The organism is Methylobacterium soli, from assembly GCF_008806385.1.
Classification (GTDB): domain Bacteria; phylum Pseudomonadota; class Alphaproteobacteria; order Rhizobiales; family Beijerinckiaceae; genus Methylobacterium; species Methylobacterium soli.
Genome location: NZ_VZZK01000013.1, coordinates 89,426 through 113,400 on the forward strand (window position 1 = coordinate 89,426; position 23,975 = coordinate 113,400).

Below are 23,975 nucleotides of genomic sequence, written 5' to 3' on the forward strand. Positions count from 1 at the left end.
GGGATCCGATCGCGCACCGGAGGAGGGTTCCATGCTCGATGACGGCCGTCGCGAGGCGCTGCGCAGCTGGATCGCCGGGCAGCTCGGCACGCGCGAGGTCGTCCTCGCCGGGATCGAGCCGCTCGCCGGGGGCTCGATCCAGGAGAATTGGCGCCTCGATTGCAGCGTCGACGGTGCGCCGGCCCGCTTCGTGCTGCGCAAGGATGCGGCGGCGACCATCGCGTCGAGCCGCAGCCGGCCGGAAGAATTCGCGATCCTGCAGGCGGCGCATCGCGGCGGGGTCTGCGTGCCGGAACCCGTCGGGTTCTGTCACGATGCGGAGGTGCTCGGCGCGCCCTTCGCCCTGATGGGGCTCGTGGACGGCGTCGGTCTCGGTCCCCGCGTCGCCAAGGACCTGAGCCTCGGCGGGGACCGCGAGCGTTTGGCCGAGCGTCTCGGGCTGGAACTCGCCCGGATCCACCGCATCCGCCCGCCACAAGTCGGCCTGGCGTTCTTGGGTGAGCCCGATCCCATGCCCGCCCGCGCCGTGATCGCGGCCCTCCGGGGCAAGCTCGATGCCCTCGCGGCCACGCGCCCGGCGCTCGAATGGGGCTTGCGCTGGGCTGAACGCCACGCTCCGGAATGCGCCGCCGCAACCCTGACCCACGGGGATTTCCGCACCGGCAACTACATGGTCGATGCCGGGGGCCTGACCGCCATCCTCGACTGGGAATTTGCCGGCTGGGGCGACCCGATGTCGGATCTCGGCTGGTTCTGCGCGACCTGCTGGCGCTTCGGGCGACCGGCCCTCGAGGCCGGCGGGATCGCGTCGCGCGCGGCCTTCTACCGAGGCTACGAAGCGGAGGGAGGCGCGCCCGTCGACGATGCCGCCGTGCGCTACTGGGAGATCGTCGCCCATCTGCGCTGGGCCGCGATCGCCCTCGAACAGGCCCACCGGCACCTCTCGGGCGCGGAATGGTCCCTCGAACTGGCGCTGACCGGCCGCATGGTCCCCGAATTGGAGCTTGCGGTCTTGCGGGCGACGAGCCCGGATCAATGGAGCGCCTGACCATGCGGGACGAACCCTCCGGAGCCGCCCTTCTCGACGTCGCCCGGCACGTCCTCACAAAGGAGATCGCGCCGGGGCTGACGGGCCGGCCCCGCTATCTCGCCGCGATGGTGGCGAATGCGATCGGGATCGTCGCCCGCGAGATCGAGCATGGCAGCGCGATGGGGGATGCCTGGAAGCGCGCAGCCGCTCTCGCCGGCCCCGATGCCACCGTGGCGGATCTCGCGGCCGCCATCCGCGCCGGTGCGCATGATGGAGACGCGGATCTCCACGCCGCCCTGATCGCCACGGCCGAGATGGCCGCCGCCATCTGGAAACCTCCGCCATCCGGGCGGTGAGCAGAGATGCGGCAGCCCGGGACGAACACGGGCGCCTCGGGGAACGCGAGCGAGGGAACGAGGAAGCGCCATGACGGGCCTGACAGGGCACCCCTTCGAGACCGGGCTCGACAAGAGCGCCGCGAATTTCGCCCCGCTCACGCCCGTGAGCTTCCTCGCCCGCGCCGCCGGCAGCTTCGGAGCGAGCCTCGCCATCATCGACGGCGAGCGCCGCATCACCTATGCGGATCTCTACCGGCGCTGCCGCCGCCTCGCCTCGGCGCTCGGCCGGCGCGGCGTCGGGCGACTCGACACGGTTGCGATTCTCGCCTCCAACATCCCGGAGATGATCGAGGCGCATTTCGCCGTGCCGATGCTCGGCGGCGTGCTCAATCCCCTCAACACGCGCCTCGATGCGGCGACGCTCGCCTTCTCCCTGCGCCACGGCGAGGCCAAGGTCCTGATCGTCGACCGGGATCATGCGCCCCTGGTCGCCCAGGTGGTGGCACTCCTGGACGAGCCGCCTCTGATGATCGACGTGCCCGCCCCCAGCGCCGCGACCGCCATACCGGGTGCCGTCGATTACGAGACCTTCCTGAGCGAGGGCGACCCGGATTATGCGTGGCCGGGGCCCGATGACGAGTGGCAGTCGCTCTGCCTCCTCTACACCTCGGGGACCACGGGCGACCCGAAGGGCGCCGTCTACAGCCATCGCGGCGCCTATCTCCAGGCGCTCGGCAACGCCGTCACCTTCGGGGTGAGCCAGGACAGCGTCTATCTCTGGACGCTGCCGATGTTCCATTGCAGCGGCTGGTCCTACCCTTGGGCGATCGTGGCGGCGGGTGGCACGCAGGTCTGCCTGCGCAAGGTCGAGCCGGCCCGGATCTTCCGCCTCATCGCCGAGCACGGCGTCACGCATCTCTGCGGCGCGCCGATCCTGCTCTCGATGCTGGTTCACGCCCCGCCGGAGGACCGGGTGCCCTTCCGGCAGACGGTCCGCTGCGCCACGGGCGGCGCTGCTCCGACTTCGACGATCCTCCGGGCCATGGAGGCGATGGGATTTGCGGTGACGCATCTCTACGGGGCGACCGAGACCTACGGTCCGGGCACCGCCTGCGTGAAGGGCGCGGACGATCTGACGGAGGCGGAGCGCTACGGGCGGATGGCCCGACAAGGCGTCGCCCTGACCACCGTCGAGGACCTGATGGTGATGGATCCCGCGACCCGGGCGCCGATCCCGCGGGACGGGCGGACGATCGGGGAGATCGCGATGCGCGGCAACACCGTGATGAAGGGCTACCTCAAGAACCCGGATGCCACCGGCCGCACCCTCGCGGGCGGCTGGTATCACTCGGGGGATCTCGCGGTCTGGCATCCCGACGGGACCGTCGAGATCAAGGATCGCGCCAAGGACATCATCATCTCGGGCGGCGAGAACATCTCGAGCCTGGAGGTCGAGGAGGTGCTCTCGCGCCACCCCGCCGTGATGCTCGCGGCGGTGGTGGCCCGCCCCGACGCGACCTGGGGCGAGACGCCCTGCGCCTTCATCGAGCTGCGGCCGGACGGCCCGGGCGCGACCGAGACCGAGCTCGTCGCCTTCTGCCGCGAGCACCTCGCGCGGTTCAAGGTGCCGAAGACGATCGTGTTCGGGCCGCTGCCGAAGACCGCCACCGGCAAGATCCAGAAATTCGTCCTGCGCGCGCAGGCGCAGGCGATCTAGATCATGGGCTCGGTTGCCACCGAGCGCCGGCAGGCGCCTGATGGTCCGGCCCGGCTGCAGCGGCGAGCGGCGGCTCCTCCCGGCGGCACCTGTCCTCGGCCAAGACGCAGCGCGGCGCGAAGGCGCAGCCCGGCGGCCGGTTGGTGAGATCGGGCGGGCTACCCGGGATAGTGTCCAACCGCGCGCCCTTGGCGAGCGTGCCGTCCGCGCGGCTGCGCAGGAGGCCGATCGTGGAGGGATGGTGTGGGTCGCAGGGGCGCAAATGATCGCCGCCACAGGGTTTTCCCCTGCAGGGCGGCCGCCCCCGTCGCCGACCGCCGCGCGTGGGATTCGACGCCGCGACCGGCTTCACGGCTTTGCAACCGTCGCGGCGCGATTCCCGCTGGAAAATGGCCCCAGACCCGCAAGACCTCAGAGGATTTCCATGCAGATCGACGAGCCCACGGTGAAGGCCGAAGTCGAGGCCGCGTTTCAGGCCTACGAGCAGGCCCTCGTGACGAACGACGTCACCACCCTCGAAGCCCTCTTCCACGACGATCCCCGCACGATCCGTTTCGGCGCCGGCGAGAACCTCTACGGCATGGAGGCGATCCGCCAGTTCCGGCGCAGCCGGTCGCCGAAGGGGCTGGACCGGCAGCTCGACCGCACCGTCATCACGACCTTCGGCCACGACATGGCGACCGCGATGACGCTCTTCACGCGGGTTGGGGCTCCCGGCCGCATCGGGCGTCAGAGCCAGACCTGGATCCGCTTTCCGGACGGATGGAAGGTCGTCGCCGCCCATGTCAGCATCGTCGACGACACGGCGACGATGGGCTGATTTGCGGCGCGTCCCGCCTGGGCATTAGTCAGGATCTCGCGACCGGCCTCGGGCTTCAGATCGGGGCGGGCCTCCGTCATGCCCGCATCCTCTCGCCCGATGGCTTCTGCCGGGTCCCGGCGAGCGGCGCCGACCGGCCGCCTTCGGGCTCACGGGCGCTGCGGAGCGGCCTCGATCTGGCGGAGACCGAGCGCACGGGCCACGGTCGGATCGAGCCCCGGTCCGACCTCGTCGCGGGCCAGCGCGAAACCGCCGAGTCCGCGGTAGGCGAAGGCGGACCACGCGAAGCCGTTCGCTTCTGCGAGCTCGCGCATGTCGCGGAAATAGCGCTCCCGCTCGGCCTGCTGCGCCGCCCCGCCGCTGAACGGCGTGAGGCGGGCGCCGAACTCGCCGAGCAGGATCCGGTCCGGCGGGATGTTCCGGCTGCGGGCCCAGCCGCTCACCGCATCGAAGGACCTGGCGAGATCCGGGCGATCGAACCCTGAACGCTGGTAGCTCTCGAGCTGGCGAACCGCGCTCGCGATGGCGGCCGGCTTTCCCTCGGCCTTGATGTCCGAGCGCGCGATGCTCCGACGCGTCGCCTCCAGGCTCTCGCCCGGTGGCCGGGCCCGTGCCGGATAGGGCACGTCCGCGAGGTTTGCGGCCGCATTCCAGGACGCACCCTGATGCGTGTACTGGTACGGGTCATAGTCGTGAAACGTGTAGATGACGGCCGGATCGCCGGTGAAGGGCTTCGTGTCCATCTCGGTCAGACCCGCGAGCGCGTTCTGGTTGCCGCCGCCGAGAACCAGCGTCAGGCGCGGGGCCCGGCTCCGCGCCGCCCGGTAGGCCGCCTCCAGCATCGGCTGCCAGGCCGCTGGCGCGATCGTCGGTTCGTTCATGAGCTCGAAGGCCACCCGCGGCGAGCCGATCCCCGAGAGCAGGCCGGCGACGCGCGCGACGAGGCCGAGATAGCCCTGAAAGCCGGGGCTCCGCAGGCCCGCGGTCAGGTCCTTGGATTCGTAGGCGGGATGAAGATCGCTCGGATGCAGATCGATCACCACCGCGAGGCCTGCGGCGAGAAAGCCCTGGACCGTGTCCACGAGGAATTGATCCGCCCAATCCCGCTTCCAGCCGGTGAATTGGAGAAAGGGGCCGGGATCGACCGCGAGGCGCACGAAATCGAGTCCCGCCTCCTTCAGCCGGCGCATCTCGGCCGGTGGCATCGTCCGGTCGTCGCCAGCGAAGGGCGGGAAGGTGAAGGCCCGGTTCGGCTCGACACTCGCCCAGGCGAGCATGTGCGAGATGCCGATGCCGCGATGGAACGGCACGGGCTCGGCCGCGACAGCCGCTGCGCCGAGAATCCATGCCCCGATCCAGAGGCGCAGGAGACGCCGCGTCATCGGGAGGGATGCGCGTCGTGACCGCTCGCCATATGGGAAACCGGTTGCCCGAACTTGGTGTGCACGGCGCGATAGAAGCCCCCGACCTTGCAGGACAGCGTCGAGGGTGTGTCGGTCGCCGTGAGGGTTTCCCGGGGAAGGGCGTGAAGGTGATCGAGGTGATCCGTGAAGAGGGTGCCGTGCCGCGTCGTCACGGCGGTCTCGAATCCGACCTCGCGCGCGAGCCGTGCCTCCCGGGTGCCGCAGGCACGTGGATTGCCGAAGGGATAGGCGAAATGCAGCACCGGCCGATCGGTCGCCCGCTCCAGGAAGCGGCGGTTCTCGGCCATCTCGCGGCGGGCCGTCTCCTCGGTGGCGTGGGCGAGATTGATGTGGGTCGTGCCATGCGCTCCGATCGTCACGAGCGGGTGCCGTGCCAGGTGGCGGATCTCGTCGCGCGTGAGGCCCTCCCGGCGAGCCAGGGCGGCAATGTCGATGCCGGCTTCCGTGACGAGGGCCTTGATGGCAGGCAGGATCGCGTAGTCGCCGTGCACGAGGCGCTCGATCTGGAGGAAGGCCGCGATTTTCGCGGCGGGGGTCGGACAGGAAAAGCGCCGCTCCAGCCCCGGTATCACGATCGTGTCGCGGTGGCGGATCATCTCAGCAAGGCCCAGCCACCAGGCGTCGATCTCGCCCGTAACCATGCCGGTGGCGACATAGACTGTGAAGGGCGCGCCGTGGCGCTCCATCACCGGCAGGGCCTGCGTGAGATTGTCCGAGAAACCATCATCGAAGGTGAAGGCGGCAAAGCGCCCAGGCGCGCCCGACCGAAGGCGTCGCACGGCCTCGTCCAGGCTGACGAAGTCGACGCCGAAGCCGCGCAGGACCGATAATGCGTGATCGAGCCGCGAGGCGGGGCAGCGCATGCCGGCATCGGGGTGAAAGCTTCCATCCGCCACCACCGAGTGGAGCATGAAGATCGTCCCGGCCCCGCCGTAACGTTGCGACAGGGCGCGCGCCAGACCGCTCCGATGCGCGATGATCGGAATACCGGTTTTCAGCAGGCTGCGCACGTCCATCACGGTCGTTCCCCATGCCCTCGCGGTCGGAGAGCGCCGGCTGAGGCCGGATTGTTAAGGATGTTCGGTTCAGCCGAACTTGTCTCCGACGCAAACGATCGAAAGCGTCTACTTCATCCTGTGAATTTACACGGCCCGATCCCGAAACACTAAGTCTTCATTCCAACAGGGTAAAGGTGCAGCGCCTATGGACGGATTCAATCTGTGATCGAAGATCGAGCTGATTCTTCTCCTTTGGTCGGAGGAAGGCCGTCACGGTCCGATCGGCAAGCCACCACTGATTCTGCGCAGACTTTTGCCCTCCGCGACGATCCCGGAGCCTGGACAGCCTCCGGTTTGGCCGGAGCGCGTCTCAGCATCCTTCCGGACCTGCCGGCCAGCGAGGCGGTCTGGCGCGAGGCCACGGCGCATTGCGGCGCCAGCGCGTTCCAGACTTACGAGTGGCTCTCGGCCTGGTTCGACACGATCGGGACGGCGGAACGCGCGCGCGCCTACATCGTCCACGTCGCGGCGCGGGACGACACCACGCTGCTCCTCATTCCGCTGGCGATCCACGCGCGGGCCTATGGGCTGAGCCTCGAATTCCTCGGCGGTGACCTCACCGACTACAATCTGCCCCTGGTGAATCCCGCGCACGCGATCGGGCCGACCGACATCCAACGCCTCTGGGCCGAGATCCTGGCTCGGCTGCCGCGCGTCGATCTGGTTCGCCTGACGCGGATGCCGCTCAGCCTCGACCATGTGCAGAACCCGCTCGCGGCCCTGGCCGGCGCGGCGCAGGAGACGAAGGCCTACGGCGCGCATCTGCCCGCGGATTTCGAGGCCTTCGCGGCGGCACGAAGCGAGGTGTTCTTCCGCAAGAACAAGCAGTACCGCCGGCGCTTGGAGAAGGAGGGACAGGTCCGCATTGCCTTCCCGGAGGAGGGGCCGGAGCGCCTCGCCATCATCCGGTTCCTCATCGATCAGAAGTCGCGCTGGCAGCAGGCCGCGGGTGTCGCGAACACCTTCGCGCGGGCGGACACGCGGGCCTTCTACGAGCGCATGACCCAGACCACGCTCCGCGAGGGCAGCGTGAGTACCGCCGGCCTCTGGGTCGGCGACGACCTCGTCGCCGGCCTCTGGGGCGTGATCTTCCGCGGCCGCTACGCCTTCCTGATCACGAGCTATCGGACCGACTGGAGCAAGCTGTCGGTCGGCCGCCTGCTGATCGAGAGCGTGATCCAGATGTGCATCGGGCGCGGCGACCTTAAGATTTTCGATCTCACGGTGGGTGAGGAGGGCTACAAGGCGAGTTGGGCGGACCACACCCTTCCGCTCTACCGCTATCAGGCCGCCCGCTCCCTTCGCGGACATGCCGTCATGGCGTTCTGGCATCTGCGCGCGCGCGTCAAGGATTGGCCGGGTCTGCGCCGGAGCGTGCGTGCCGTCACCGCGCTCGCGCATCGCCTGAGAAACCGATCGTGACCTTCCGACGTATCGCACATGCGAAGACCGCGGAGCGCGGTGCCGAGTCCTGTCGCGTCGTATCAGGTGCGTTCTTGCCTGGTACACGCTGAGGTTGGCGCCGGGATTGCGGTTTCGCCCGGCAGAAGGGGGTTTCCGTTCCGATCCGACACACGGCAGAGACCCTGATCGGGTTCGATGTCCGGAAACGGGAACTCCGTGCCGCCCTGAAACACCGACAGATCCTCAGGTTCTCGAGATCGTGCCAGAACAGCCGAGCATCAGCATCATCATCAAGGCGCTCAACGAGGAGCACCGCATCGCGGGTGCGATCGAGAGCGCGCTCCAAGCTCTGGAGGGGCTTGACGGTGAGGTAATCCTCGCCGACAGCGCCTCGACGGACCGCACGCTGGAGATCGCGCGCCGGTATCCGATCCGCATCGTCACGCTTGAGAAGATCGCCGACCGATCCTGCGGCGCGGGCGCGCAACTCGGCTATCAGCACAGCCGCGGGCAGTTCATCTGCCTGATCGACGGTGACATGAAACTGCACCGAGGCTTCATCACGACCGCCCTCGAACACCTCGCGAGGGACCCGAAGCTCGCCGGGGTCGGCGGACTGATCCGCGAGCAGGATACGAGCAACATCGAGTTCGAGGCGCGCGAGCGGCGGGCCGAGCCGGACCGGCAGCCGGGCCCCGTCAGCCGCCTCGATTGCGGCGGCCTCTACCGCCGCGAGGCGATCGAGCAGATCGGCTACTTCACCGACCGCAACCTGCATGGCGGCGAAGAGCTCGATCTCGGCTGCCGCCTGCATGCGGCGGGCTGGTCGCTGGCACGCGTGGACAGCCTCGCGATCGACCATCACGGGCATTCGGACGGCGACTTCCGCCTCCTCGCCCGCCGCTTCCAGAACAAGACGGCGTTTGCCGCCGGAGAAGCCTTCCGGGCCGCGTTCGGACGCCCGCACTTCCCGCTGATCTTCCGCAACAACAACGCCTTCCTGCTCTGCGCCATCATCCATCTCTGGTGGCTGTCGATGCTGGCGACGCCGTTCCTCCTGCGGGGCTGGACGATGCCGGCGGCGCTGCTCGTCCTCCTGGCCTTCCCGTTTGCCGCGATGAGCCTGAAGTGGCGCTCCGGGCGATATGCCCTCTACGCGGTCTCGGCCTGGAATCTCTACGCGGTCGGCTTCTGGTTCGGCCTGCTCCGGTCCCGGATTCGACCGGATGCATGGATCGACAGTCACGTGGTTGCCGATGTCAGTCCGGGTCAGGCGGCAGCTTAGAAACGCGGCGGCGGGCCGGGATTGCAAAAGAGTTTTCCAACCTCGGTGCGTATTGAAATTTGCGTGAACAGGCAGCTGGTGGGTCTCGATCGCCGTTTACTCGTGGAAAATCCGGCTTAGGTCTCGGAAATAGAAGATCCTTTACAAGTCATCGTGGTATCAAGTGTCCCTCGATGGCACAGAAGAACTTCCAAAGGAACAAAATGAGGCTGGGCGCGAGGCCATGCATCGGATCGTCTCCTCGATCCGAGGTTCCGGCGGTGGCGGTCGGCGCCCGCGCAGGCCTGCGCGCGCACGCGCTTGGGGATTGGCACCGCTGATGTCGCCGGATCAGAACCGACTGCTCTCGATCAACAACTACTATTATCCGCGCGGCGGCGCCGAAGTGCTGTTCCTCGAGCAGAACCGCTTGTTCGAGGGCATCGGCTGGGATGTCGTGCCGTTCGCGATGCGACACGCCGACAACCTCCCGACCCGTTACGAGACCTACTTCCCCGACGAGATCGAGTTCGGCCGCGACTACAGCCTGCCGCGCAAGCTCCTGAACGCCCAGCGGGTGATCTACTCGCATCAGGCCCGCAGCAAGTTGAAGACGCTCCTCGACCGGTCCCGGCCGACGATCGCGCACGCGCACAACATCTACCATCACCTCTCGCCCTCGGTGCTGCCGCTGCTGCGCGAACGCGGCGTGCCGACCGTGATGACGGTGCACGATCTCAAACTCGGCTGCCCCGCCTACACCATGATGCGGGACGGCCAGGCTTGCGACAGCTGCAAGGGCGGGCGCCTCTACAACGTCGCCCGCCACCGCTGCATCAAGGGGTCGCTCGCCCTGTCCGGCCTCGTGATGGTGGAGAGCTACATCCATCGCTGGCTCAAGCTCTACGAGGCCAATATCGCGCGCTTCGTGGTGCCGAGCCGCTTCGTGCTGGAGACGCTGGTCGCGTGGGGCTGGCCGCGCGAGCGCTTCGTGCACGTGCCGAACTTCGTCGATATCGACCGTTTCCGGCCGGATGAGCCGGTCGGCACGCGCTTCGTCTATTGCGGCCGTCTCGACCGCCTCAAGGGCGTGGAGACCCTGGTGCGGGCGGCGGCCCGGGCCGGCCAGCCCCTGACCCTTGCCGGGCGCGGACCGGACGAGGCACGTCTGCGCGACCTCACCGACCGGCTCGGCGCCGACGTGCGCTTTCTCGGCCATGTCGGCAAGCAGGAACTCGCGCAGGTGCTGCAGACGGCACGCGCGGTCGTGGCTCCTTCGGAATGCAACGAGAACGCGCCGCTCGCGGTGCTGGAGGCTTACGCCGCCGGCCGGGCGGTCATCGGCGCGCGGATCGCCGGCATCCCCGAACTCGTGCGCGAGGGCGAGACCGGCCACCTGGTGCCCTCGGGCGATGTCGATGCTCTCGCGGACGAGCTGGCACGCTTTGCCGACCTTCCGGATTCCCGGCTCGCCGCCATGGGGGCCGCCGGCCGCGCCTGGGTCGAGCGCGACTTCACGGCGTCTGCCTATCGCGACCGCCTCGTCGCCCTCTATTCCACGCTGAATCCAGGAGCCGCGGCATGATGGAAGTGATGCCGGCCCAGGCCACCGCCGTGGAGCCGGCGCGGCCGATCCTGCGGGTGACGATGCTGGGCCTGCGCGGCTTCCCTAAAGTGCAGGGCGGGATCGAGAACCATGTCGAGAATCTCGCCACGCGCCTCGTCGAGATCGGCTGCGAGGTGGAGGTCATCGTCCGCTCCTCCTACATGGCGGAGGATGTCGGTCGCATCTGGCAGGGCGTCCGGCTCGCTCGCCTCTGGGCGCCGCGCGCGACCGGCGTCGAGGCCTTCTTCCACACCCTCGTCGGCGTGCTGCGGGCCGGGGTAACGCGCCCGGACATCCTGCATATCCACGGGATCGGACCGGCCCTGTTCACGCCGATCGGGCGCCTGCTCGGATTGCGGGTCGTGGTGACGCATCACAGCCTGAATTACGAGCACGAGAAATGGGGCCGCTTCGCGCGCTGGCTCCTGCGCCTCGGCGAGACGGCCGGAATGCGATTGGCGCATCGGCGCATCGTGGTCTCGCGCTATCTCGCCGAGCGCGTCCGCGGCCGTTACCAGGTCCCCGTCGAGGTGATCCCGAACGGCATCCCGATGCCGAACATTCAGCCCGGCACGGTAATCCTCAACAGCTTCGGCCTCACGCCGGGCCGCTACATCCTGACCGTGGCGCGCATCGACCCGGTCAAGCGCCAGCTCGACCTGATCGCCGCGATGGGCGCGGCGCGCGCGCGCGGATGGACCCTCGCCATCGTGGGGAGCGCCGATTACCAGGACGCCTACGCCCGCTCCGTCACGGAGGCGGCGCAGGCCGCGGAGGGGGTCGTCCTGCTCGGACACCAGACCGGCAGCAACCTCGCCGCCCTGTTCAGTCAGGCCGGCGCATTCACCATGGTCTCGAGCATGGAGGGCCAGCCGATCGCCGTGCTGGAGGCGCTCAGCTACGGCTGCCCGCTGATCCTCAGCGATATTCCGGCCCACCGGGAAATCGCCCCTTCGGGGACGCGTTTCGTCGCCGTCGGGGATGTCGCGGACCTCGCCGGGGCGTTCGAGGCGGCGGCATCGGGCCGCGCGGCCGAGGGCATCGACGCGGCCGACCGCGCACGCATCGCCGAGGCGCACGATTGGACCGCGATCGCGCGCCGCACGCTCCAGCTCTACCGGGACGCCCTATCGGGCCGCTGAGGGCGATTTTTCGCGGCCCCGATCCGGGCCGTCCCCGGTGATGCGGCGCGGTCCGCCCGCTGGTGAACCGGGTTGAGAGCGGAGGTTCGGCTCAGGCTCGCCGGAGCCGCTGCCCGAGCCGCCATCCGGACCCGCTCGCCGACACCAGGAAGGTCGCGCCGACGCTGCCGAGCACGAGGCAGACCGCGAGCGTCGAGGCCAGGGAAGTCGTGCGCGCGTGGTAGACGAGCGTGGCGCACACGAGTGCGATGATCGCCACATCGCTCGCCCGGATCGTCACGATGCCGTAGAGGCGCCGCGCGTAGACCGCCACGATCGGGTTCAACAGCAGCGCCGACAGGATCATGGCCGCCGGGATCGCGGCCGAGCCGAGCCACGGCGCCGTCACGTGCGGGGAGAGGGCCAGCAGCAGGAACGACGACACCGTGAGGGCGAGGAGAATGTCGGCCTTGCCGGCGATGACGAGCAGCCGGTCCGAGGTCGCGTAGAACGAGGTGACGAAGGAGGGCACGGCGAGCCAGACCAGGAAGGTCATGGCCCCGCCGTAGCCGCCGAAGAGCGGCAGGACATAGGGCGCGACGAGGAGAATGCCCGCGATGGTCAGGGCCGTGCAGCCGATGGTGAGTCTGCGGCACAGGGCGGTGTCGCTCCGGAGGGCCGCCTCGTCCTTCACCTGCAGCAGATGACCGGCACGGGGCGCGAAGCGCTTGAGCAGGATCAGCTGGAAGAAGGCGTAGAGGGCCGCGATCCGCGACGCGACCGCGTAATCGGCCACGATCGCGGACGGGAACAGAGCGCCGGCGACGACGAGGTCGATCGCCCCGAGCTGGTTGGCGAAGAGCGTCGCTCCGACGAACTTCGCGCAGTACTGATAATCCCATGCCGTCCAGGCGCGCAGCCCCGGCACGTCCCGGGCCCAAATGCGGCGCGAGGCCCAGAGCCAGGGGACCATGACGGAGAGGGTGAGCACATGGGCCACCGCACTCTCGGGCAGCGCCAGCAAGGCCGCGAGCGGCAGGAGCACGATGCGGGCGGCGCTCGGTGCCACCTCGCCGATCAGGATCGATTCCGAGACGCGGGACCGCCCTTCGAGCGCGCCGGTCGCCACGACCAGCAAGGTGCTGAAGACCGCGAAGGGGGCGAGCAGGACCATCCATTCCGCGAGCGCCGGCTTGTTCAGGGCCGCGGCGATCCATCCCGAGCCGAGGGCCCCGGCCAGAGCGAGGATGCAGGACGCCGCGCCCGCCAGCAGGGCGCTGGAACGGTGCAGGCGCACCTCGGCAGCCCGATCGTCGGGGTGGCGCGAAATGTGGAACAGCAGGACGAGGGATCCGCCGACGCCCAGAGCCGTGCCGATGACGCGATAGATTCCGAACGCGATCATCATCTCGCCGAAGGCCGCCTTCGACAGGACGCGGCTCAGCAGGATCAGGACGACGAATTGCGACGCGAGGCCGAACATCCGCGCGCCGGAACCGACGGCCACGACGCGCAGATAGGCCCCGATCCCCGAACCGCCGAACACACGGCCGAGCCGTTGACGCCAGGGCGCCGTCGGCCGCCCGCCAGCGCCGGGCTTACCCGCCCCGGTCAGACCCTTCACCATCGCACCATCCGGCTTCCTGATCCCGCCGACGCCGCGAGGGCCGGCTATCGTCGCGCGATCCGCCGGATCGAGCTTACTTGCCGTGCTGCGTCCGGAGACCCTGCACACGGCGCAGCGGCTCGAGCGCCGCCCGCAGACCTGTATAGGCGGCGATCTTGACCGCATCGAGGGCGGGCCGCCGCCCGGGGCTGGGTTGCGGCAGGCCCGCCTTGCGCAGCAGAGCGTTGACGAAGAGCAGCCGGTTCCGGCGCTTCACCTCGGTCGATTTCCAGGTGATCGCCATCGACACGGAATAGTTCGCGCCGGTGCGGACCCAGTGCGGCCATTGGTAGGGCACGAAGCAGCCATCGCCCGCATCCATGCTGAAGACCCGCGCCCGCGCCTCGAATTCCGGCTTGTAGGAGAGGTTCCGGTGTGCCGACGGGGCGAATTCCAGGTCGGCATCCGAGACCACGGCGCCGTCCTGATTGTCGATGATGTGGAAGAACTTCTCGCCGTGGATCTGGACGAAGAAGTTGTCCTCCGGATCCGAGTGGAAGGGCGTCGTCGCATTGGGCGAGGACACGAAGACGAAGCCCTCGATGCTGGTGAAGCCGGCGGCGGCCGCGTCGGCATGTCCGAGGTCGCGCGCGAAGCCGTCAAGCACTTCCTTGAGGAGCGCAGCATAGGCCGGGTCGCGCTCGACCCGCTTCAGCACGAGCCAGGCATTCGCCTCGCGGATCCGCCTGACCACCTCGACGGGATCCATCTCGACCAGCGGAACGGTCTCGGGGTTCTGGTCGATGGCGACCTTGCCGGAATTATACTCGATGCTGTCGCGCGGCATGCTAGCGGCCAGCGCCACGAGACGATCCAGCGAGAGGAGGGGATTGTCCATCAGGTTGTGCCGGATCCCGAACGGCAACTTTGGAAAATCGGACAGATCCTGCTTCGCGACATTGATCTGGTTTGCCATGGCCGCGGGTCCTTGGAATCCTGGAATCATGCGGGAAGACCTAGCTTTCCTCGAACCCGCGAACAACAGCCCTCCCAAACTTGTGTGAGGTTATCGGGTTTTAACCTTTACTTCGCGCAGCTTGCCACGCCTCGAGCCGATTCCGGGCCCGGCGCGTGCTGCGGCGGGCCAGTTCCCGCACGCGCTCGGCGCCCGCCACGAGGCGGAAGGCCGGTCCGGTCTGGACCAGCACCGAGGCGACCGGGAACCGCTCAACCCACAGGCGGTCGATCATCGGATGATCGGCGATCGCGATGGAATCGGCGCTCGCGAGTGCCGGATCGTCGAGGAGATGGGCGGTGAGATCGAGGGTCAGGAGGAAGCCCGGCGAGAACCGCCCGAGATCCTCGGCGTAGCAGGTCTTGGCATAATAGGCGCGGTCCTGCGCCGTCAGGACGAGGCCCGCCGCGATGGGGCGCGCATCAAGGCTCAGGATCGCGATCCGGATGGCGTCCCGGAGGGCGAGGTCTGCTGCGGCCTCGCGCAGAAAGGCGGCGGCGCCCGGAGCCGTCCTGAGGTCGGTGCCCTGCCGGCCCTTCCAGCCCGCGGCCTCGAGGTCGAGGAAGATCTCGACGGCGCCGGGAATGTCCTGCGGTCCTCTGGCGACCCGGAAGGCGAGGGCGCCCATCTCGGCGAGGCGCCGCCGCTGGCGGTCGGCCTCCTTGCGGCGCCGGGTCTCCAGCGTGGCCCGCATGTAGTCCGAACCGGGCAGGGGACTGTGAAGGAAGGCGCGGCCGAAGCCGTCGATCCGCGCCCGGCCGAGGCCGTTCCCTGCGATCAGCCGCCCGAGCGCGCGGTCGACCGGGCCGCCCTCGTGAAGATAGGGGAAGTGCAGGGCCTGGGTTCCGGCCCGGCCCAGCGCCGCCAGCATCGCGGCGAGGACCGGCTCGGGCTGGTCCGGATCGAGCAGCGGGGTGCTGAGGGTGCCGTAGAACGCCCCCGATTGCCGCGCAGGCAGCGGCACGAGATAGCGCCTTCCGATCCCGATGACCGGCAGGATTCCGGCGACCTCGCGGCGTTGATCCCCGCGCCAAGCCATCACGACGGCGCCGCCGCGCCCCTCGGGCAGGTGGCGCAGACCCGCGAGGGCCACCTCCGGTGCGAAGAAGGGATTGGGCTCGAGCGCGCGGTCCGCGAGCGCGCGCCAGCCCTCGGCATGGGCGGAGGCGGCCGCCGGATTCAGGATCTCCGCCGTGATGGGGAGGCTCATCGGGCGACCCGGACCCGGCTGGTTGCCCGGCACGCCGCCTGACTCGTCTCGGGCCGTGCCGCCGTCCGCGTCATGACGCTGCGATTCCGTCTCACTCGATCGGCGGGCCATAGCAGCCCTGTCTTAAGCGCGCGTTTCGAAGCTGCGCGAAAACCGTGCGACAGCCGGCGCGACATGGCGCTCCCGCCTATCCCGGTGGGTGTTTGTTCCGAAGTTTTCGTGCTCCGTGCACATCGATTTTTCGGGAGCCGAGTCCCAGCCTGCACGTTCTGATGGTGAGGCTCGGGCACATTCGCGAGAGTTGCCGATGTGAGCCAATATTCATGAGGAAACTTGCCATGGCGGCCAAGCAGAAAACCTTGAACGATGCTTTCTACGAAACGCTCAAAGACGTATATTACGCCGAGAAACAATCGGTGAAAGCCCTAAAAAAGTCGGCGAAAGCCGCCGAGCACGACGAGTTGCGCCAGGCCTTCGAGACCCATGCGGAGGAGAGCGCGGCGCAGGTCGAGCGGTTGCAGGAGGTCTTCGAGATCATCGGCAAGCCCGCGCGGGCGAAGACCTGCGAGGCCATGCAGGGCATCACCAGCGAGATGGAGGAAGATCTCGACGATTTCGGCGACAGCCCGGCCGCCGATGCCGTCCTGGCGGCCTGTGCCCAGGCGGTCGAGCATTACGAGATCGCCCGATACGGCACTCTCAAGACCTGGGCCGCTCAGCTCGGCTACGCCGATGCGGCCAAGCTCCTCGATCAGACGCTCCAGGAGGAGAAGAAGACCGATGCTCTGCTGACGCAGATCGCCGAGCGCATCAATGTCGAGGGCGAGCCCGGCGCGGACGAGGACGGGTCGGGATCCGGCAAGGGTGCGGCTGGCAGTGGTGCCGGCAAGAGCGGCGGCGCCAAGTCCCGGGCTGCCTGAGGAGGGACCGCATGATCGATCTCAGCACCATTCGGGAGCACATGCCCGTCATCGGCTCGGATGGGGGCCATGTCGGCACGGTGGATCACCTCGAGGATCAGCGCATCAAGCTCACCAAGACGGATCCCGACGCGCAGGGCCAGCACCATTACCTCCACGTCGATTCCGTCGCGGCGGTCGCCGGCGGCGAGGTTCGCCTGAACCGCACCGCCGCGCAGGCGAAGGACGAGTGGGCGGTGGCGCACTGAGCCTGCGCCAGGACGGTGATCGAGAGGGGCTGCCGGCAACGGCAGCCCCTTCTTCGCGCCGTCAGCCTTGGGGGTGCTGCGACGGGCGGGCTCCGCCGAGATGATCGAGCAGCAGCCGGTTCACCGCGTCGGCCGCTTCGATATTGAGGAGGTGGGCCGCATCCGGGACCACGAAGAGTTCCGATCCCGCGATACTCGCGTGGAGGATCTCGGCGAGCGAGGGCGGCGTCGCCGGATCTTCGGCTCCGGCGATGATCAGGGTCGGGGCCTGGATCGCCGGGAGGCGGTCGCGAAGGTCCATGTCGCGGATCGCGCCGCAGGCCCTCGCGTAGCCCGCTGGATCCGTTGCCAGAATCTCGGCCCGCACCCGTGCCAGCCGCGGATCGTCCGCGAAGGCCGGCGTGAACCAGCGGGCGAGCACGCCCTCGACGAGGGCTCCCATGCCGTCGCGCCGGGCGGTCGCGGCGCGCTCGTCCCAGGTCGAGGGCGGGCCAAGCTGGGCCGCCGTCGCCATCAGGACGAGCCGGTCGACGCGCTCGGGCGAGGCCGCCGCGAAGGCCTGCGCGGTCATGCCTCCGAGGGAGAGTCCGACGAGATGGGCCCGGACCATGCCGAGCGCGTCGAGGATGCCGCGCAGGTCGCCCGCGAGATCGTCGATCGTGGCGGGCCTGTCCGGGCTCGCGGAGCCGCCATGCCCGCGGGTGTCGTAGCGCAGGCAGCGGAAGCGGTCCGACAGGGCCGCGACCTGCGGCTCCCACATCGCGAGGCTGGCGCCGAGGGAGTTCGAGAACGCGATCACGGGGGCCTCGACCGGCCCATCGAGGGCGAAGTTCAGGTCGAGGCCGTCGACGGAGACGTGAGGCATGGAAGCGCGATCCGTTCTGGGGGCCGGGGGCTCCGGCCGGGTGGCCGCTGCTCAGGCCGCGAGGCTCAAGGCCGCGCGGGCCTCGGCGGGCGTCGCAACGCGCCGGCCCCGACGCGCGATGGCCTCGGCCGCCAAGCCCACCAACTCGGCATTGCTCGCGGCGAGCCTCGTTCGGGTGATGCGGATATTGTCCTCGAGCCCGGTGCGCACCGCGTCGGCGCCCCGCGCCAGCGCCCAGTCCATCACCGCGGCCTGATGGCGGCCGATCCCGGCCGCCGTCCAGGTCGCCTCGGGCAGGATGCGGGTCTTCTCCGCCAGGAGGATATCAAGGAGGTGCTCGGCGGCCGGCATCGCGTTCGCCACCCCCATCACAAACTGCACGTGCGGGCGCGCATCCATCAGCCCGGCCTCGACGAGACGCCTGGCCCCGTGCAGGTGCGAGAGGTCGAAGATCTCGATCTCGGGCCGCACGCCATATTCCTGCATCCGGCTCGCGAGGTCGGTGACGAGGCCCGCGGGATTCTCGTAGACGATCGTCGGAAAGTTCACCGATCCGGTGGAGAGCGAGGCCATGTCCGGCCGGTGCTTCAGGGGGAGGCCGCGGCTCGCCGGATCGCGCCCGCGCCCGCCGGTCGAGAATTGCACGATCATGCCCGGACAATGGCGGCGCAGGCCCGCCTGCACGGCGGCGAAGCGGTCGGGATCGGAGGAGGGCGTCTCGTCGTCGTTGCGGACGTGGATGTGCGCGAGACTGGCGCCGGCCTCGTAGGCCTGCTGCGTCGACTCGATCTGCTCGGCGACTGTGACGGGGAGCGCCGGGTTATCTTTCTTGCGCGGCACCGAGCCGGTGATCGCGACGGCGATGACGACGGGCTTCGCGCTGGGCATGGGCTGAACTCTCGCGGGCCGCGGGCGGTGAGGCGACCGGGTTCCAGGATGGTTTGGCCGCGCCGATCCGGAACATCGGGCCGCCTCGCGACGCGCTTGAGGCAGCCCCGGACCGGAGACGCGACAGGCGATGTAGCAGAGGAACCGCGACGGGCAATGTGCGGCGCCGGGACAACGCCGAAATCCGCGCCGGGACACGCCCCCCACGGATCGGCGTCAGGCGGTCTCGACAAGATCGCGTGGCTCGGGCGGGCCGGAGATGCCCAGGAGGCGCGCGATCTCCGGACCAGCGTCGTCTCCGAGGAGGTCGGCCAGCGTGGTGCGGTCGAGGACCGCCAGAAAGGCCGCGAGCGCCTCGCCCAGCACGCGCTTGAGCCGGCAGGGCGCCGTGATCGCGCAGGCACCGCTCGCGAAGCACTCGACCAGAGCAAGATCGTCCTCGGTCTGTCGCACCACCGCGCCGACCACGATCTCGGCCGGCGGCTTGCCGAGGCGGAGCCCGCCGCCGCGGCCGCGGCTCGTGCGCACCAGCCCGAGACGCCCGAGCTGATGCACCACCTTGGTCAGGTGGTTCTCGGAAATGCCGTAGGCGCGGGCGATCTCGGCGATCGAGCTCTGCTGCGGCTCGCGCAGACCGACGAAAATCAGCGTGCGCAGGGCGTAATCCGTGTAGCGGGTGAGGCGCATCGGCACTCCGGGCGAGCCCATCATCGGGTTTGAAGATATATCCTGCTTGCACCTTTAAAGCGAGCCGCGTAGAAGATGCATCGCGAATGCACCTTTGCGAGTTGCCGATGCCGACCCCCCTGACGCCCGCCTCCATCGCTCTCATCAAGGCCACCGTTCCGGCGCTGGAGGCGCACGGGCTGGAGATCACGCGGCGCATGTACGAGCGCCTTTTCCGGAACGCCGAGATCCGCGACCTCTTCAACCAGTCACATCACGGCGAGACCGGGTCGCAGCCTCGGGCGCTGGCCCAGGCGGTGCTTGCCTATGCGCGCAACATCGACAATCTCGGCGCGCTCTCGGGCGCCGTGGAGCGGATCGCCCAGAAGCACGTGGCGCTCAACATCCTGCCCGAGCATTACCCGCACGTGGCCGACGCGCTGCTCGCCGCCATCGGGGACGTGCTCGGCGACGCCGCGACGGCCGAGATCTGCGCGGCCTGGGGCGAGGCCTACTGGTTCCTGGCGGAGCTTCTGATCGGGCGTGAGGCGGCGATCTATCGCGACCTCGCGAGTAAGCCCGGCGGCTGGAACGGTTGGCGCAATTTCAAAGTCGAGAGCGTCACGCCCGAGAGCGAGATCATCCGGTCGTTCATCCTCGTGCCGGCCGACGGGGCCCCGATCCTGCGCCACGAGCCGGGGCAATATCTCGGCTTCCTGCTCGATCTCCCGGGCCGCGGCGTGCTGAAGCGCAACTACTCGATCTCCTGCGCGCCGAACGACCGGTCCTATCGCATCACCGTCAAGCGCGAGGCGCAGTCCGGTGAGCCGGCCGGCATCGTCTCGAACTGGCTGCACGATCATGCGGCGCCCGGAACGAAGCTGCGCGTCGCGCCCCCCGCCGGCGACTTCTTCCTCGACCAGACCTCCGGCGACCCGGTCGTGCTGGTCAGCGGCGGCGTCGGCCTCACGCCGATGATGAGCATGCTGGAGACGATCGCGGCGACGAGCCCGCAGCGGCCGACCTGGTACGTGCACGCTGCCCTGAACGGCCGCGTCCACGCCCTGCGCGACCATGCCCGCAACCTCGTTGCCGGCAACGAGAATCTTCGCCTGAGCACCTTCTACGCGGCGCCCGAGGCGCAGGACCGGGCGGGCGAGCACTACGACGCCTCGGGCCTGATCACCCCGGAATGGCTGATGGCGCAGACGCCTCACGCGGCGGCGACCTATTATCTCTGCGGCCCCAAGCCCTTCCTCAGCGCCCTCGTGAACGGGCTGCTGCGGCAGGGCGTGCCGGCCGAGCGGATTCGATACGAGTTCTTCGGCCCGGCCGACGCGTTGATCGAGGATCCGCGGCAGGCCGCCTGACCGCCATCGCGCCGCTGCGCCACGCAGCGGCGCCCGTTTCGAGGAGTCCCCGCATGCCCTTCGCCCGCATCGTCGCCGATGCTATCCTGGCCGCCTCCGCGGACGCGGTGATCGCGTCGGACAGCGACGGCATCATCCGCATCTGGAATCCCGGCGCCACGCGCATTTTCGGCTTCACCGAGGAGGAGGCGCTGGGGCAATCGCTCGACATCATCACGCCCGAGCGCCTGCGGGCGCGGCACTGGGACGGCTACCGCAAGACCATGGCGACCGGCCAGAGCCGCTACGGCGAGGGCGCCCTCCTGTCCGTCCCGGGCATCCGCAAGGATGGGCAATCGATCTCGCTCGAATTCACCATCGTGCCCCTTCGGGATGAAGAGGGCAGCATGACCGGCATCGTCGCCGTGATGCGCGACGTGACGGCGCGGTTTGCGGAGGTCAAGGCTTTGCGGGCGCAACTGGCCGCGCGGGCCGCCTGAGGCAGGAGGCGCGCACCTTCGCGCTCGAGAGGGCCGCCTGAGGCACGCCGGCCCGTGCGGCAGCGACCGCGCTGCCCAGCCGGAGCCTTAGGCCGCCCGCTGGGCCTGCGTCGCGCTCGGAGCCGTGCTCGCCTGCAGGCCGCCGATGATGCCCGCCAGCTGGTGCGGGTGATAGGGCGTGCGCAGGCAGGGCGCACCCGCGACCTTGTGGGCGGCGGAGATCCGATGCGGTTGCCGGGCTGTGTAGATCACCTGGATGGACGGCCGGAGCCGGCGCGCCAGGGCGGCGAGCGCGAGACCGTCGCCGACATCGGCATCCGTCACCAGCACGTGGAGAAACCGCAGGCTTTCCGCGTCGCGCAGGATCGCTTCGGCCTCGGCCGCCGTTCGGGCACTGCGCACGTCGAACCCATAGGCTTCGAGGCCGCTCGTCGTCAGCATTCGCGTGAGTTCGTCGCCCGAGAGGAGCAGGACTTGCGGTTGACGATGTCGATGTGCCACCGGATCCACCTTCAAAAATCGGCGCCACCATTAACACTCTGGACACGTTAAATTTGGGTTAACGCCGCAGGCCCGGTCAAATATCGGCGCGTGTTCACGTTAACCTGCCCAATCTCCGCTGAGATTGCCTCAGTAATGATCATCGAGCTGCCCGCAAGCGCGCCTCAAAGCAGCATTGCGCGCTGGCCGATCACGGGGTGCCACGCGCCCACACCGACCACGCGACGCGGATCGGGATCGACACCGCGCAGCCGGGCAATCCTGGCGAGGCACATCGCCCGCGCGGTCTTTTCACGACCTCGTGAGGTGCGCCCGAAAACCGGGTCCGGGGAGGCAGATGCCTCCGATTCCTGCAGCAAAGTCCAACAACTGGGCAGTGACCGCCGGAACGTTCAAGCTGAATGATGTTTAGGTCTTTAACATATCTTGATCGGGGCGGCGACGATGCGCATCCGGACCGGCTACACCATCGCGTTCGATACATTCGGCCCGACGCCGATGCTGCTCCTGCTCCATGTGCGGCCGGAACGGCAACAGGACCTCGTCACCCGCGAGGAGATCCGCTTCGATCCGCCGGTCGAGGCCGAGCAGCATCGGGATGAATTCGGCAACCTGCGCACGCGCATCGTCGCGCCCGGCGGGCGCATCACCATGTCGGCCGATTTCGTGATCGCCGATTCCGGCGAGCCGGACATCGTCGATGCGCAGGCCCGCCAGATCCCGGTTCAGGATCTACCCGACGAGGTTCTGGTCTACCTGCTCGGCTCCCGCTACTGCGACACCGACAAACTGTCTCAGACCGCCTGGTCCTTGTTCGCGCAGGCCCCGGAGGGCTGGGGGCGGGTCCAGGCCATCGTCGATTACGCCCACCAGCGGCTCCGCTTCGACTATCTTCAGGCGGACGAGACGCGCAGCGCCTCCGAGGGACATGCGCAGCAGGTCGGCGTCTGCCGCGACTTCGCGCATCTGGCCATCACCCTGTGCCGCTGCATGAATATCCCGGCCCGCTACGCGACGGGATATCTCGGCGATATCGGCATCGCGCCGGTGCCGGACCCCATGGATTTCTCGGCCTGGTTCGAGGTCTATCTCGACGGCTCGGATGGCCCGCGCTGGTACACGTTCGATGCGCGCCACAACACACCCCGGATCGGCCGCATCGTCATGGCGTATGGCCGCGATGCCACCGATTGCGCCATCACCACGAGCTTCGGCCGCGCGCCGCTCGCGCAATTCGAGGTCCATACCGACGAGGTCCCGGGCGATTTCGTCCTCGAACGCGCGGCCTGAGGCGGGCAGCCCCGCGCTCGGTCGCCTCATTGCACCGAAGGGCGTGGCTGATCCCGATCCCGGCGCTTCGGATCAGAGGGCGAGATGCCGATGCGCCTCGGCCGGCGTCATCGTGCGGATGTCCTCGTCGGAGAATCCGCGCTCGCGCAAAGCGGCCCTCTGCTGGCGGGTGATCATCAGCGAAACCGCCACCGGGGCTGCGGCGGATGGCGTCGGCGCGCCGGGCCGGTCTGCCTCGGCACGCCCGAGCCCCTCGAGATAGGCCGCCTCAGCCGCAGCCTGGCCGAGCAATTGCCGCAGGTAATCGTCGGCATCCCCCATCAGCGCCCCGATCGTTATCCTCGCACACGCGTCACCGCGTCCGGACGGCGTCGCCGACGCGTGCCGGGGATTCATGGACGGCAATCCCTGGCGCCGTCAAACGAGGCCGGATCGCGGCCGCGCCACCGGAGCCAGGACGCGGGCGATCGATCGCCCTCGCGGACGGGCGCGCGGCTTTGCGCGCAATGCGCGCCGCCGCCTAGCTGACGCTCTCGCCCTGCGACGTTCCGAGCCAGGCCTTCAGCTTCGCCGAGAGCGACGCGGCCGTCCGCGGGGTAGGCTTGGGCGGTTCGCTCCGCACCGTGTCCATGCGGTCCCGCACCGTGTCGAACCCCAAGGCCTCGGCCGGCCGTCCGATCGCGAGGGCGCCTTCCAGGGCCTTGAGCCCGCGCTCGAACCGGGTGTGGCGCGGATAGAGCCCGAGATAGCCCACCTGCGAATCGATGTAGGCGGCGCGCCGGCGCTCGATCTCGGGCGTGTCCGCGCAGGCGAGCCGGGTCACGAAGGGCATCAGCCGCTGGCGATCGGTGTCGTTGGCCTCGTCATTGAGCATCATCGCCAGGCTGCAGATCGGTCGCGAGAAGCACGGCGGCATGTCGAGGATCGAGCGGACAGGACGGTAGGGGAAACCCGCTGCCACGAGCGCAGCCTCGTTGATGCAGGTTCCACCGTCCTCGCCCGGAAACGCGTGCGAGCCAGCCTGGAGCGTCCAGTTCAGGATGTGGTCGAACTTGTTCATGGTGGCTAACCTCGTAGCCGCCCCCAGGCCGAAGGATCCTCCCGGATTCCGAGGCCGTCCTTAACATAGCACAAC

Annotated in this window: 24 protein-coding genes and 1 pseudogene; 13 read left to right on the top strand and 12 right to left on the bottom strand. The window is 69.0% G+C overall.

The annotated features are described in order from the left end of the window. The first annotated feature begins 31 nt into the window (after nucleotides 1-31). The 3 genes from F6X53_RS14285 to F6X53_RS14295 all read left to right on the top strand — a co-directional run bounded on the left by F6X53_RS14285 (nucleotide 32) and on the right by F6X53_RS14295 (nucleotide 3,085). Complete coding sequence (locus F6X53_RS14285; protein WP_151000876.1) at nucleotides 32-1,048, top strand: phosphotransferase family protein; 1,017 nt, start codon at nucleotides 32-34, stop codon at nucleotides 1,046-1,048. Beyond that, entirely contained in the window at nucleotides 1,036-1,386 is a 351-nt protein-coding gene (locus tag F6X53_RS14290; protein ID WP_238297082.1) for a DUF6285 domain-containing protein, read from the top strand. Before F6X53_RS14285 ends, F6X53_RS14290 begins: the two co-directional genes overlap by 13 nt. A 70-nt stretch (nucleotides 1,387-1,456) precedes the next feature. Continuing rightward, nucleotides 1,457-3,085, top strand: coding sequence for an AMP-binding protein (locus F6X53_RS14295; protein ID WP_151000877.1), 1,629 nt, complete (start codon nucleotides 1,457-1,459; stop codon nucleotides 3,083-3,085). Nucleotide 3,086: 1 nt separating this feature from the next. On the opposite strand, the pseudogene F6X53_RS14300 reads toward F6X53_RS14295, so the two are convergent. Then, a pseudogene (locus F6X53_RS14300) lies at nucleotides 3,087-3,335 on the bottom strand (oligopeptide/dipeptide ABC transporter ATP-binding protein); the annotation flags it as partial. Nucleotides 3,336-3,509: 174 nt separating this feature from the next. On the opposite strand from F6X53_RS14300, the gene hpxZ reads away from it, so the two are divergent. Further along, nucleotides 3,510-3,905: an oxalurate catabolism protein HpxZ gene (hpxZ, locus tag F6X53_RS14305; protein WP_151000878.1), complete on the top strand. Its 396-nt coding sequence runs from the start codon at nucleotides 3,510-3,512 to the stop codon at nucleotides 3,903-3,905. A gap of 149 nt (nucleotides 3,906-4,054) precedes the next feature. On the opposite strand, the gene F6X53_RS14310 is transcribed toward hpxZ, so the two are convergent. Beyond that, nucleotides 4,055-5,287, bottom strand: coding sequence for a glycoside hydrolase family 5 protein (locus F6X53_RS14310; protein WP_151000879.1), 1,233 nt, complete (start codon nucleotides 5,285-5,287; stop codon nucleotides 4,055-4,057). After that, the gene (locus tag F6X53_RS14315; RefSeq protein WP_151000880.1) at nucleotides 5,284-6,345 is read right to left on the bottom strand and encodes a polysaccharide deacetylase family protein; all 1,062 of its coding nucleotides are present in this window, start codon (nucleotides 6,343-6,345) and stop codon (nucleotides 5,284-5,286) included. Before F6X53_RS14315 ends, F6X53_RS14310 begins: the two co-directional genes overlap by 4 nt. A gap of 336 nt (nucleotides 6,346-6,681) precedes the next feature. Here F6X53_RS14315 and F6X53_RS14320 point away from each other — a divergent pair, with 336 nt between their 5' ends. From F6X53_RS14320 to F6X53_RS14335, 4 genes are all read left to right on the top strand, one after another. After that, nucleotides 6,682-7,809 (top strand): GNAT family N-acetyltransferase, encoded by a 1,128-nt coding sequence (locus tag F6X53_RS14320; RefSeq protein WP_151000881.1) that lies wholly within the window; start codon nucleotides 6,682-6,684, stop codon nucleotides 7,807-7,809. 241 nt (nucleotides 7,810-8,050) lie between these two features. Continuing rightward, nucleotides 8,051-9,076: a glycosyltransferase family 2 protein gene (locus F6X53_RS14325; RefSeq protein ID WP_191970831.1), complete on the top strand. Its 1,026-nt coding sequence runs from the start codon at nucleotides 8,051-8,053 to the stop codon at nucleotides 9,074-9,076. A 319-nt stretch (nucleotides 9,077-9,395) separates the two neighbouring features. Next, complete coding sequence (locus tag F6X53_RS14330) at nucleotides 9,396-10,640, top strand: glycosyltransferase family 4 protein (protein WP_191970832.1); 1,245 nt, start codon at nucleotides 9,396-9,398, stop codon at nucleotides 10,638-10,640. Further along, nucleotides 10,637-11,803, top strand: a complete 1,167-nt coding sequence (locus F6X53_RS14335; RefSeq protein ID WP_151000883.1) for a glycosyltransferase family 4 protein — start codon at nucleotides 10,637-10,639, stop codon at nucleotides 11,801-11,803. Before F6X53_RS14330 ends, F6X53_RS14335 begins: the two co-directional genes overlap by 4 nt. Nucleotides 11,804-11,894: 91 nt before the next feature. Here the strand turns inward: F6X53_RS14335 and F6X53_RS14340 are convergent, their stop codons facing one another. The 3 genes from F6X53_RS14340 to F6X53_RS14350 form a co-directional block, all read right to left on the bottom strand. Beyond that, nucleotides 11,895-13,409, bottom strand: a complete 1,515-nt coding sequence (locus tag F6X53_RS14340; protein WP_191970833.1) for a lipopolysaccharide biosynthesis protein — start codon at nucleotides 13,407-13,409, stop codon at nucleotides 11,895-11,897. A gap of 73 nt (nucleotides 13,410-13,482) precedes the next feature. Beyond that, nucleotides 13,483-14,364, bottom strand: a complete 882-nt coding sequence (locus F6X53_RS14345; protein WP_151000885.1) for a cupin-like domain-containing protein — start codon at nucleotides 14,362-14,364, stop codon at nucleotides 13,483-13,485. A 100-nt stretch (nucleotides 14,365-14,464) separates the two neighbouring features. Beyond that, on the bottom strand, nucleotides 14,465-15,613 hold the full coding sequence (locus F6X53_RS14350; protein WP_151000886.1) for a GNAT family N-acetyltransferase: 1,149 nt from the start codon (nucleotides 15,611-15,613) through the stop codon (nucleotides 14,465-14,467). Between the two features lie 338 nt (nucleotides 15,614-15,951). On the opposite strand from F6X53_RS14350, the gene F6X53_RS14355 reads away from it, so the two are divergent. Together F6X53_RS14355 and F6X53_RS14360 are read left to right on the top strand one after the other, a co-directional pair. Next, nucleotides 15,952-16,533 carry a YciE/YciF ferroxidase family protein gene (locus F6X53_RS14355; protein WP_151000933.1) on the top strand — a complete coding sequence of 194 codons (582 nt, stop codon included), beginning with the start codon at nucleotides 15,952-15,954 and terminating at the stop codon, nucleotides 16,531-16,533. 11 nt (nucleotides 16,534-16,544) lie between these two features. Further along, nucleotides 16,545-16,781: a DUF2171 domain-containing protein gene (locus tag F6X53_RS14360; RefSeq protein WP_151000887.1), complete on the top strand. Its 237-nt coding sequence runs from the start codon at nucleotides 16,545-16,547 to the stop codon at nucleotides 16,779-16,781. A 61-nt stretch (nucleotides 16,782-16,842) separates the two neighbouring features. Here F6X53_RS14360 and pcaD read toward each other — a convergent pair whose 3' ends face one another. The 3 genes from pcaD to F6X53_RS14375 all read right to left on the bottom strand — a co-directional run bounded on the left by pcaD (nucleotide 16,843) and on the right by F6X53_RS14375 (nucleotide 19,221). Then, nucleotides 16,843-17,646, bottom strand: coding sequence for a 3-oxoadipate enol-lactonase (gene pcaD / locus F6X53_RS14365; RefSeq protein WP_151000888.1), 804 nt, complete (start codon nucleotides 17,644-17,646; stop codon nucleotides 16,843-16,845). Between the two features lie 51 nt (nucleotides 17,647-17,697). Then, nucleotides 17,698-18,534, bottom strand: coding sequence for a 3-oxoadipate:acetyl-CoA acetyltransferase (locus tag F6X53_RS14370; protein ID WP_151000889.1), 837 nt, complete (start codon nucleotides 18,532-18,534; stop codon nucleotides 17,698-17,700). A 216-nt stretch (nucleotides 18,535-18,750) separates the two neighbouring features. Beyond that, complete coding sequence (locus F6X53_RS14375; RefSeq protein ID WP_151000934.1) at nucleotides 18,751-19,221, bottom strand: Rrf2 family transcriptional regulator; 471 nt, start codon at nucleotides 19,219-19,221, stop codon at nucleotides 18,751-18,753. Nucleotides 19,222-19,328: 107 nt separating this feature from the next. On the opposite strand from F6X53_RS14375, the gene hmpA reads away from it, so the two are divergent. Together hmpA and F6X53_RS14385 are read left to right on the top strand one after the other, a co-directional pair. Beyond that, on the top strand, nucleotides 19,329-20,570 hold the full coding sequence (hmpA, locus tag F6X53_RS14380; protein WP_151000890.1) for an NO-inducible flavohemoprotein: 1,242 nt from the start codon (nucleotides 19,329-19,331) through the stop codon (nucleotides 20,568-20,570). A gap of 53 nt (nucleotides 20,571-20,623) precedes the next feature. Then, the gene (locus tag F6X53_RS14385; protein WP_151000891.1) at nucleotides 20,624-21,049 is read left to right on the top strand and encodes a PAS domain-containing protein; all 426 of its coding nucleotides are present in this window, start codon (nucleotides 20,624-20,626) and stop codon (nucleotides 21,047-21,049) included. Between the two features lie 87 nt (nucleotides 21,050-21,136). On the opposite strand, the gene F6X53_RS14390 is transcribed toward F6X53_RS14385, so the two are convergent. Next, on the bottom strand, nucleotides 21,137-21,490 hold the full coding sequence (locus F6X53_RS14390; protein ID WP_151000892.1) for a response regulator: 354 nt from the start codon (nucleotides 21,488-21,490) through the stop codon (nucleotides 21,137-21,139). A gap of 504 nt (nucleotides 21,491-21,994) precedes the next feature. Between F6X53_RS14390 and F6X53_RS14395 the strand changes: the two genes are divergently transcribed. Then, nucleotides 21,995-22,840 carry a transglutaminase-like domain-containing protein gene (locus F6X53_RS14395; RefSeq protein ID WP_151000893.1) on the top strand — a complete coding sequence of 282 codons (846 nt, stop codon included), beginning with the start codon at nucleotides 21,995-21,997 and terminating at the stop codon, nucleotides 22,838-22,840. 72 nt (nucleotides 22,841-22,912) lie between these two features. Here F6X53_RS14395 and F6X53_RS14400 read toward each other — a convergent pair whose 3' ends face one another. Continuing rightward, the gene (locus tag F6X53_RS14400) at nucleotides 22,913-23,161 is read right to left on the bottom strand and encodes a hypothetical protein (protein WP_151000894.1); all 249 of its coding nucleotides are present in this window, start codon (nucleotides 23,159-23,161) and stop codon (nucleotides 22,913-22,915) included. A gap of 199 nt (nucleotides 23,162-23,360) precedes the next feature. Then, nucleotides 23,361-23,900: a hypothetical protein gene (locus tag F6X53_RS14405; protein WP_151000895.1), complete on the bottom strand. Its 540-nt coding sequence runs from the start codon at nucleotides 23,898-23,900 to the stop codon at nucleotides 23,361-23,363. Nucleotides 23,901-23,975 lie beyond the last annotated feature (75 nt).

Bases quoted from the DNA above. Each gene is read 5' to 3' on its own strand.
- F6X53_RS14375 (WP_151000934.1), bottom strand. From the start codon at position 19,221: ATGCGCCTCACCCGCTACACGGATTACGCCCTGCGCACGCTGATTTTC.
- F6X53_RS14290 (WP_238297082.1), top strand. From the start codon at position 1,036: ATGGAGCGCCTGACCATGCGGGACGAACCCTCCGGAGCCGCCCTTCTC.
- F6X53_RS14330 (WP_191970832.1), top strand. From the start codon at position 9,396: ATGTCGCCGGATCAGAACCGACTGCTCTCGATCAACAACTACTATTAT.
- pcaD (WP_151000888.1), bottom strand. From the start codon at position 17,646: ATGCCTCACGTCTCCGTCGACGGCCTCGACCTGAACTTCGCCCTCGAT.
- hpxZ (WP_151000878.1), top strand. From the start codon at position 3,510: ATGCAGATCGACGAGCCCACGGTGAAGGCCGAAGTCGAGGCCGCGTTT.
- F6X53_RS14395 (WP_151000893.1), top strand. From the start codon at position 21,995: ATGCGCATCCGGACCGGCTACACCATCGCGTTCGATACATTCGGCCCG.
- F6X53_RS14385 (WP_151000891.1), top strand. From the start codon at position 20,624: ATGCCCTTCGCCCGCATCGTCGCCGATGCTATCCTGGCCGCCTCCGCG.
- F6X53_RS14340 (WP_191970833.1), bottom strand. From the start codon at position 13,409: ATGGTGAAGGGTCTGACCGGGGCGGGTAAGCCCGGCGCTGGCGGGCGG.
- F6X53_RS14400 (WP_151000894.1), bottom strand. From the start codon at position 23,161: ATGGGGGATGCCGACGATTACCTGCGGCAATTGCTCGGCCAGGCTGCG.
- hmpA (WP_151000890.1), top strand. From the start codon at position 19,329: ATGCCGACCCCCCTGACGCCCGCCTCCATCGCTCTCATCAAGGCCACC.
- F6X53_RS14390 (WP_151000892.1), bottom strand. From the start codon at position 21,490: ATGCTGACGACGAGCGGCCTCGAAGCCTATGGGTTCGACGTGCGCAGT.
- F6X53_RS14285 (WP_151000876.1), top strand. From the start codon at position 32: ATGCTCGATGACGGCCGTCGCGAGGCGCTGCGCAGCTGGATCGCCGGG.
- F6X53_RS14335 (WP_151000883.1), top strand. From the start codon at position 10,637: ATGATGGAAGTGATGCCGGCCCAGGCCACCGCCGTGGAGCCGGCGCGG.
- F6X53_RS14360 (WP_151000887.1), top strand. From the start codon at position 16,545: ATGATCGATCTCAGCACCATTCGGGAGCACATGCCCGTCATCGGCTCG.
- F6X53_RS14405 (WP_151000895.1), bottom strand. From the start codon at position 23,900: ATGAACAAGTTCGACCACATCCTGAACTGGACGCTCCAGGCTGGCTCG.
- F6X53_RS14370 (WP_151000889.1), bottom strand. From the start codon at position 18,534: ATGCCCAGCGCGAAGCCCGTCGTCATCGCCGTCGCGATCACCGGCTCG.
- F6X53_RS14345 (WP_151000885.1), bottom strand. From the start codon at position 14,364: ATGGCAAACCAGATCAATGTCGCGAAGCAGGATCTGTCCGATTTTCCA.
- F6X53_RS14355 (WP_151000933.1), top strand. From the start codon at position 15,952: ATGGCGGCCAAGCAGAAAACCTTGAACGATGCTTTCTACGAAACGCTC.
- F6X53_RS14315 (WP_151000880.1), bottom strand. From the start codon at position 6,345: ATGGACGTGCGCAGCCTGCTGAAAACCGGTATTCCGATCATCGCGCAT.
- F6X53_RS14350 (WP_151000886.1), bottom strand. From the start codon at position 15,613: ATGAGCCTCCCCATCACGGCGGAGATCCTGAATCCGGCGGCCGCCTCC.
- F6X53_RS14295 (WP_151000877.1), top strand. From the start codon at position 1,457: ATGACGGGCCTGACAGGGCACCCCTTCGAGACCGGGCTCGACAAGAGC.
- F6X53_RS14310 (WP_151000879.1), bottom strand. From the start codon at position 5,287: ATGACGCGGCGTCTCCTGCGCCTCTGGATCGGGGCATGGATTCTCGGC.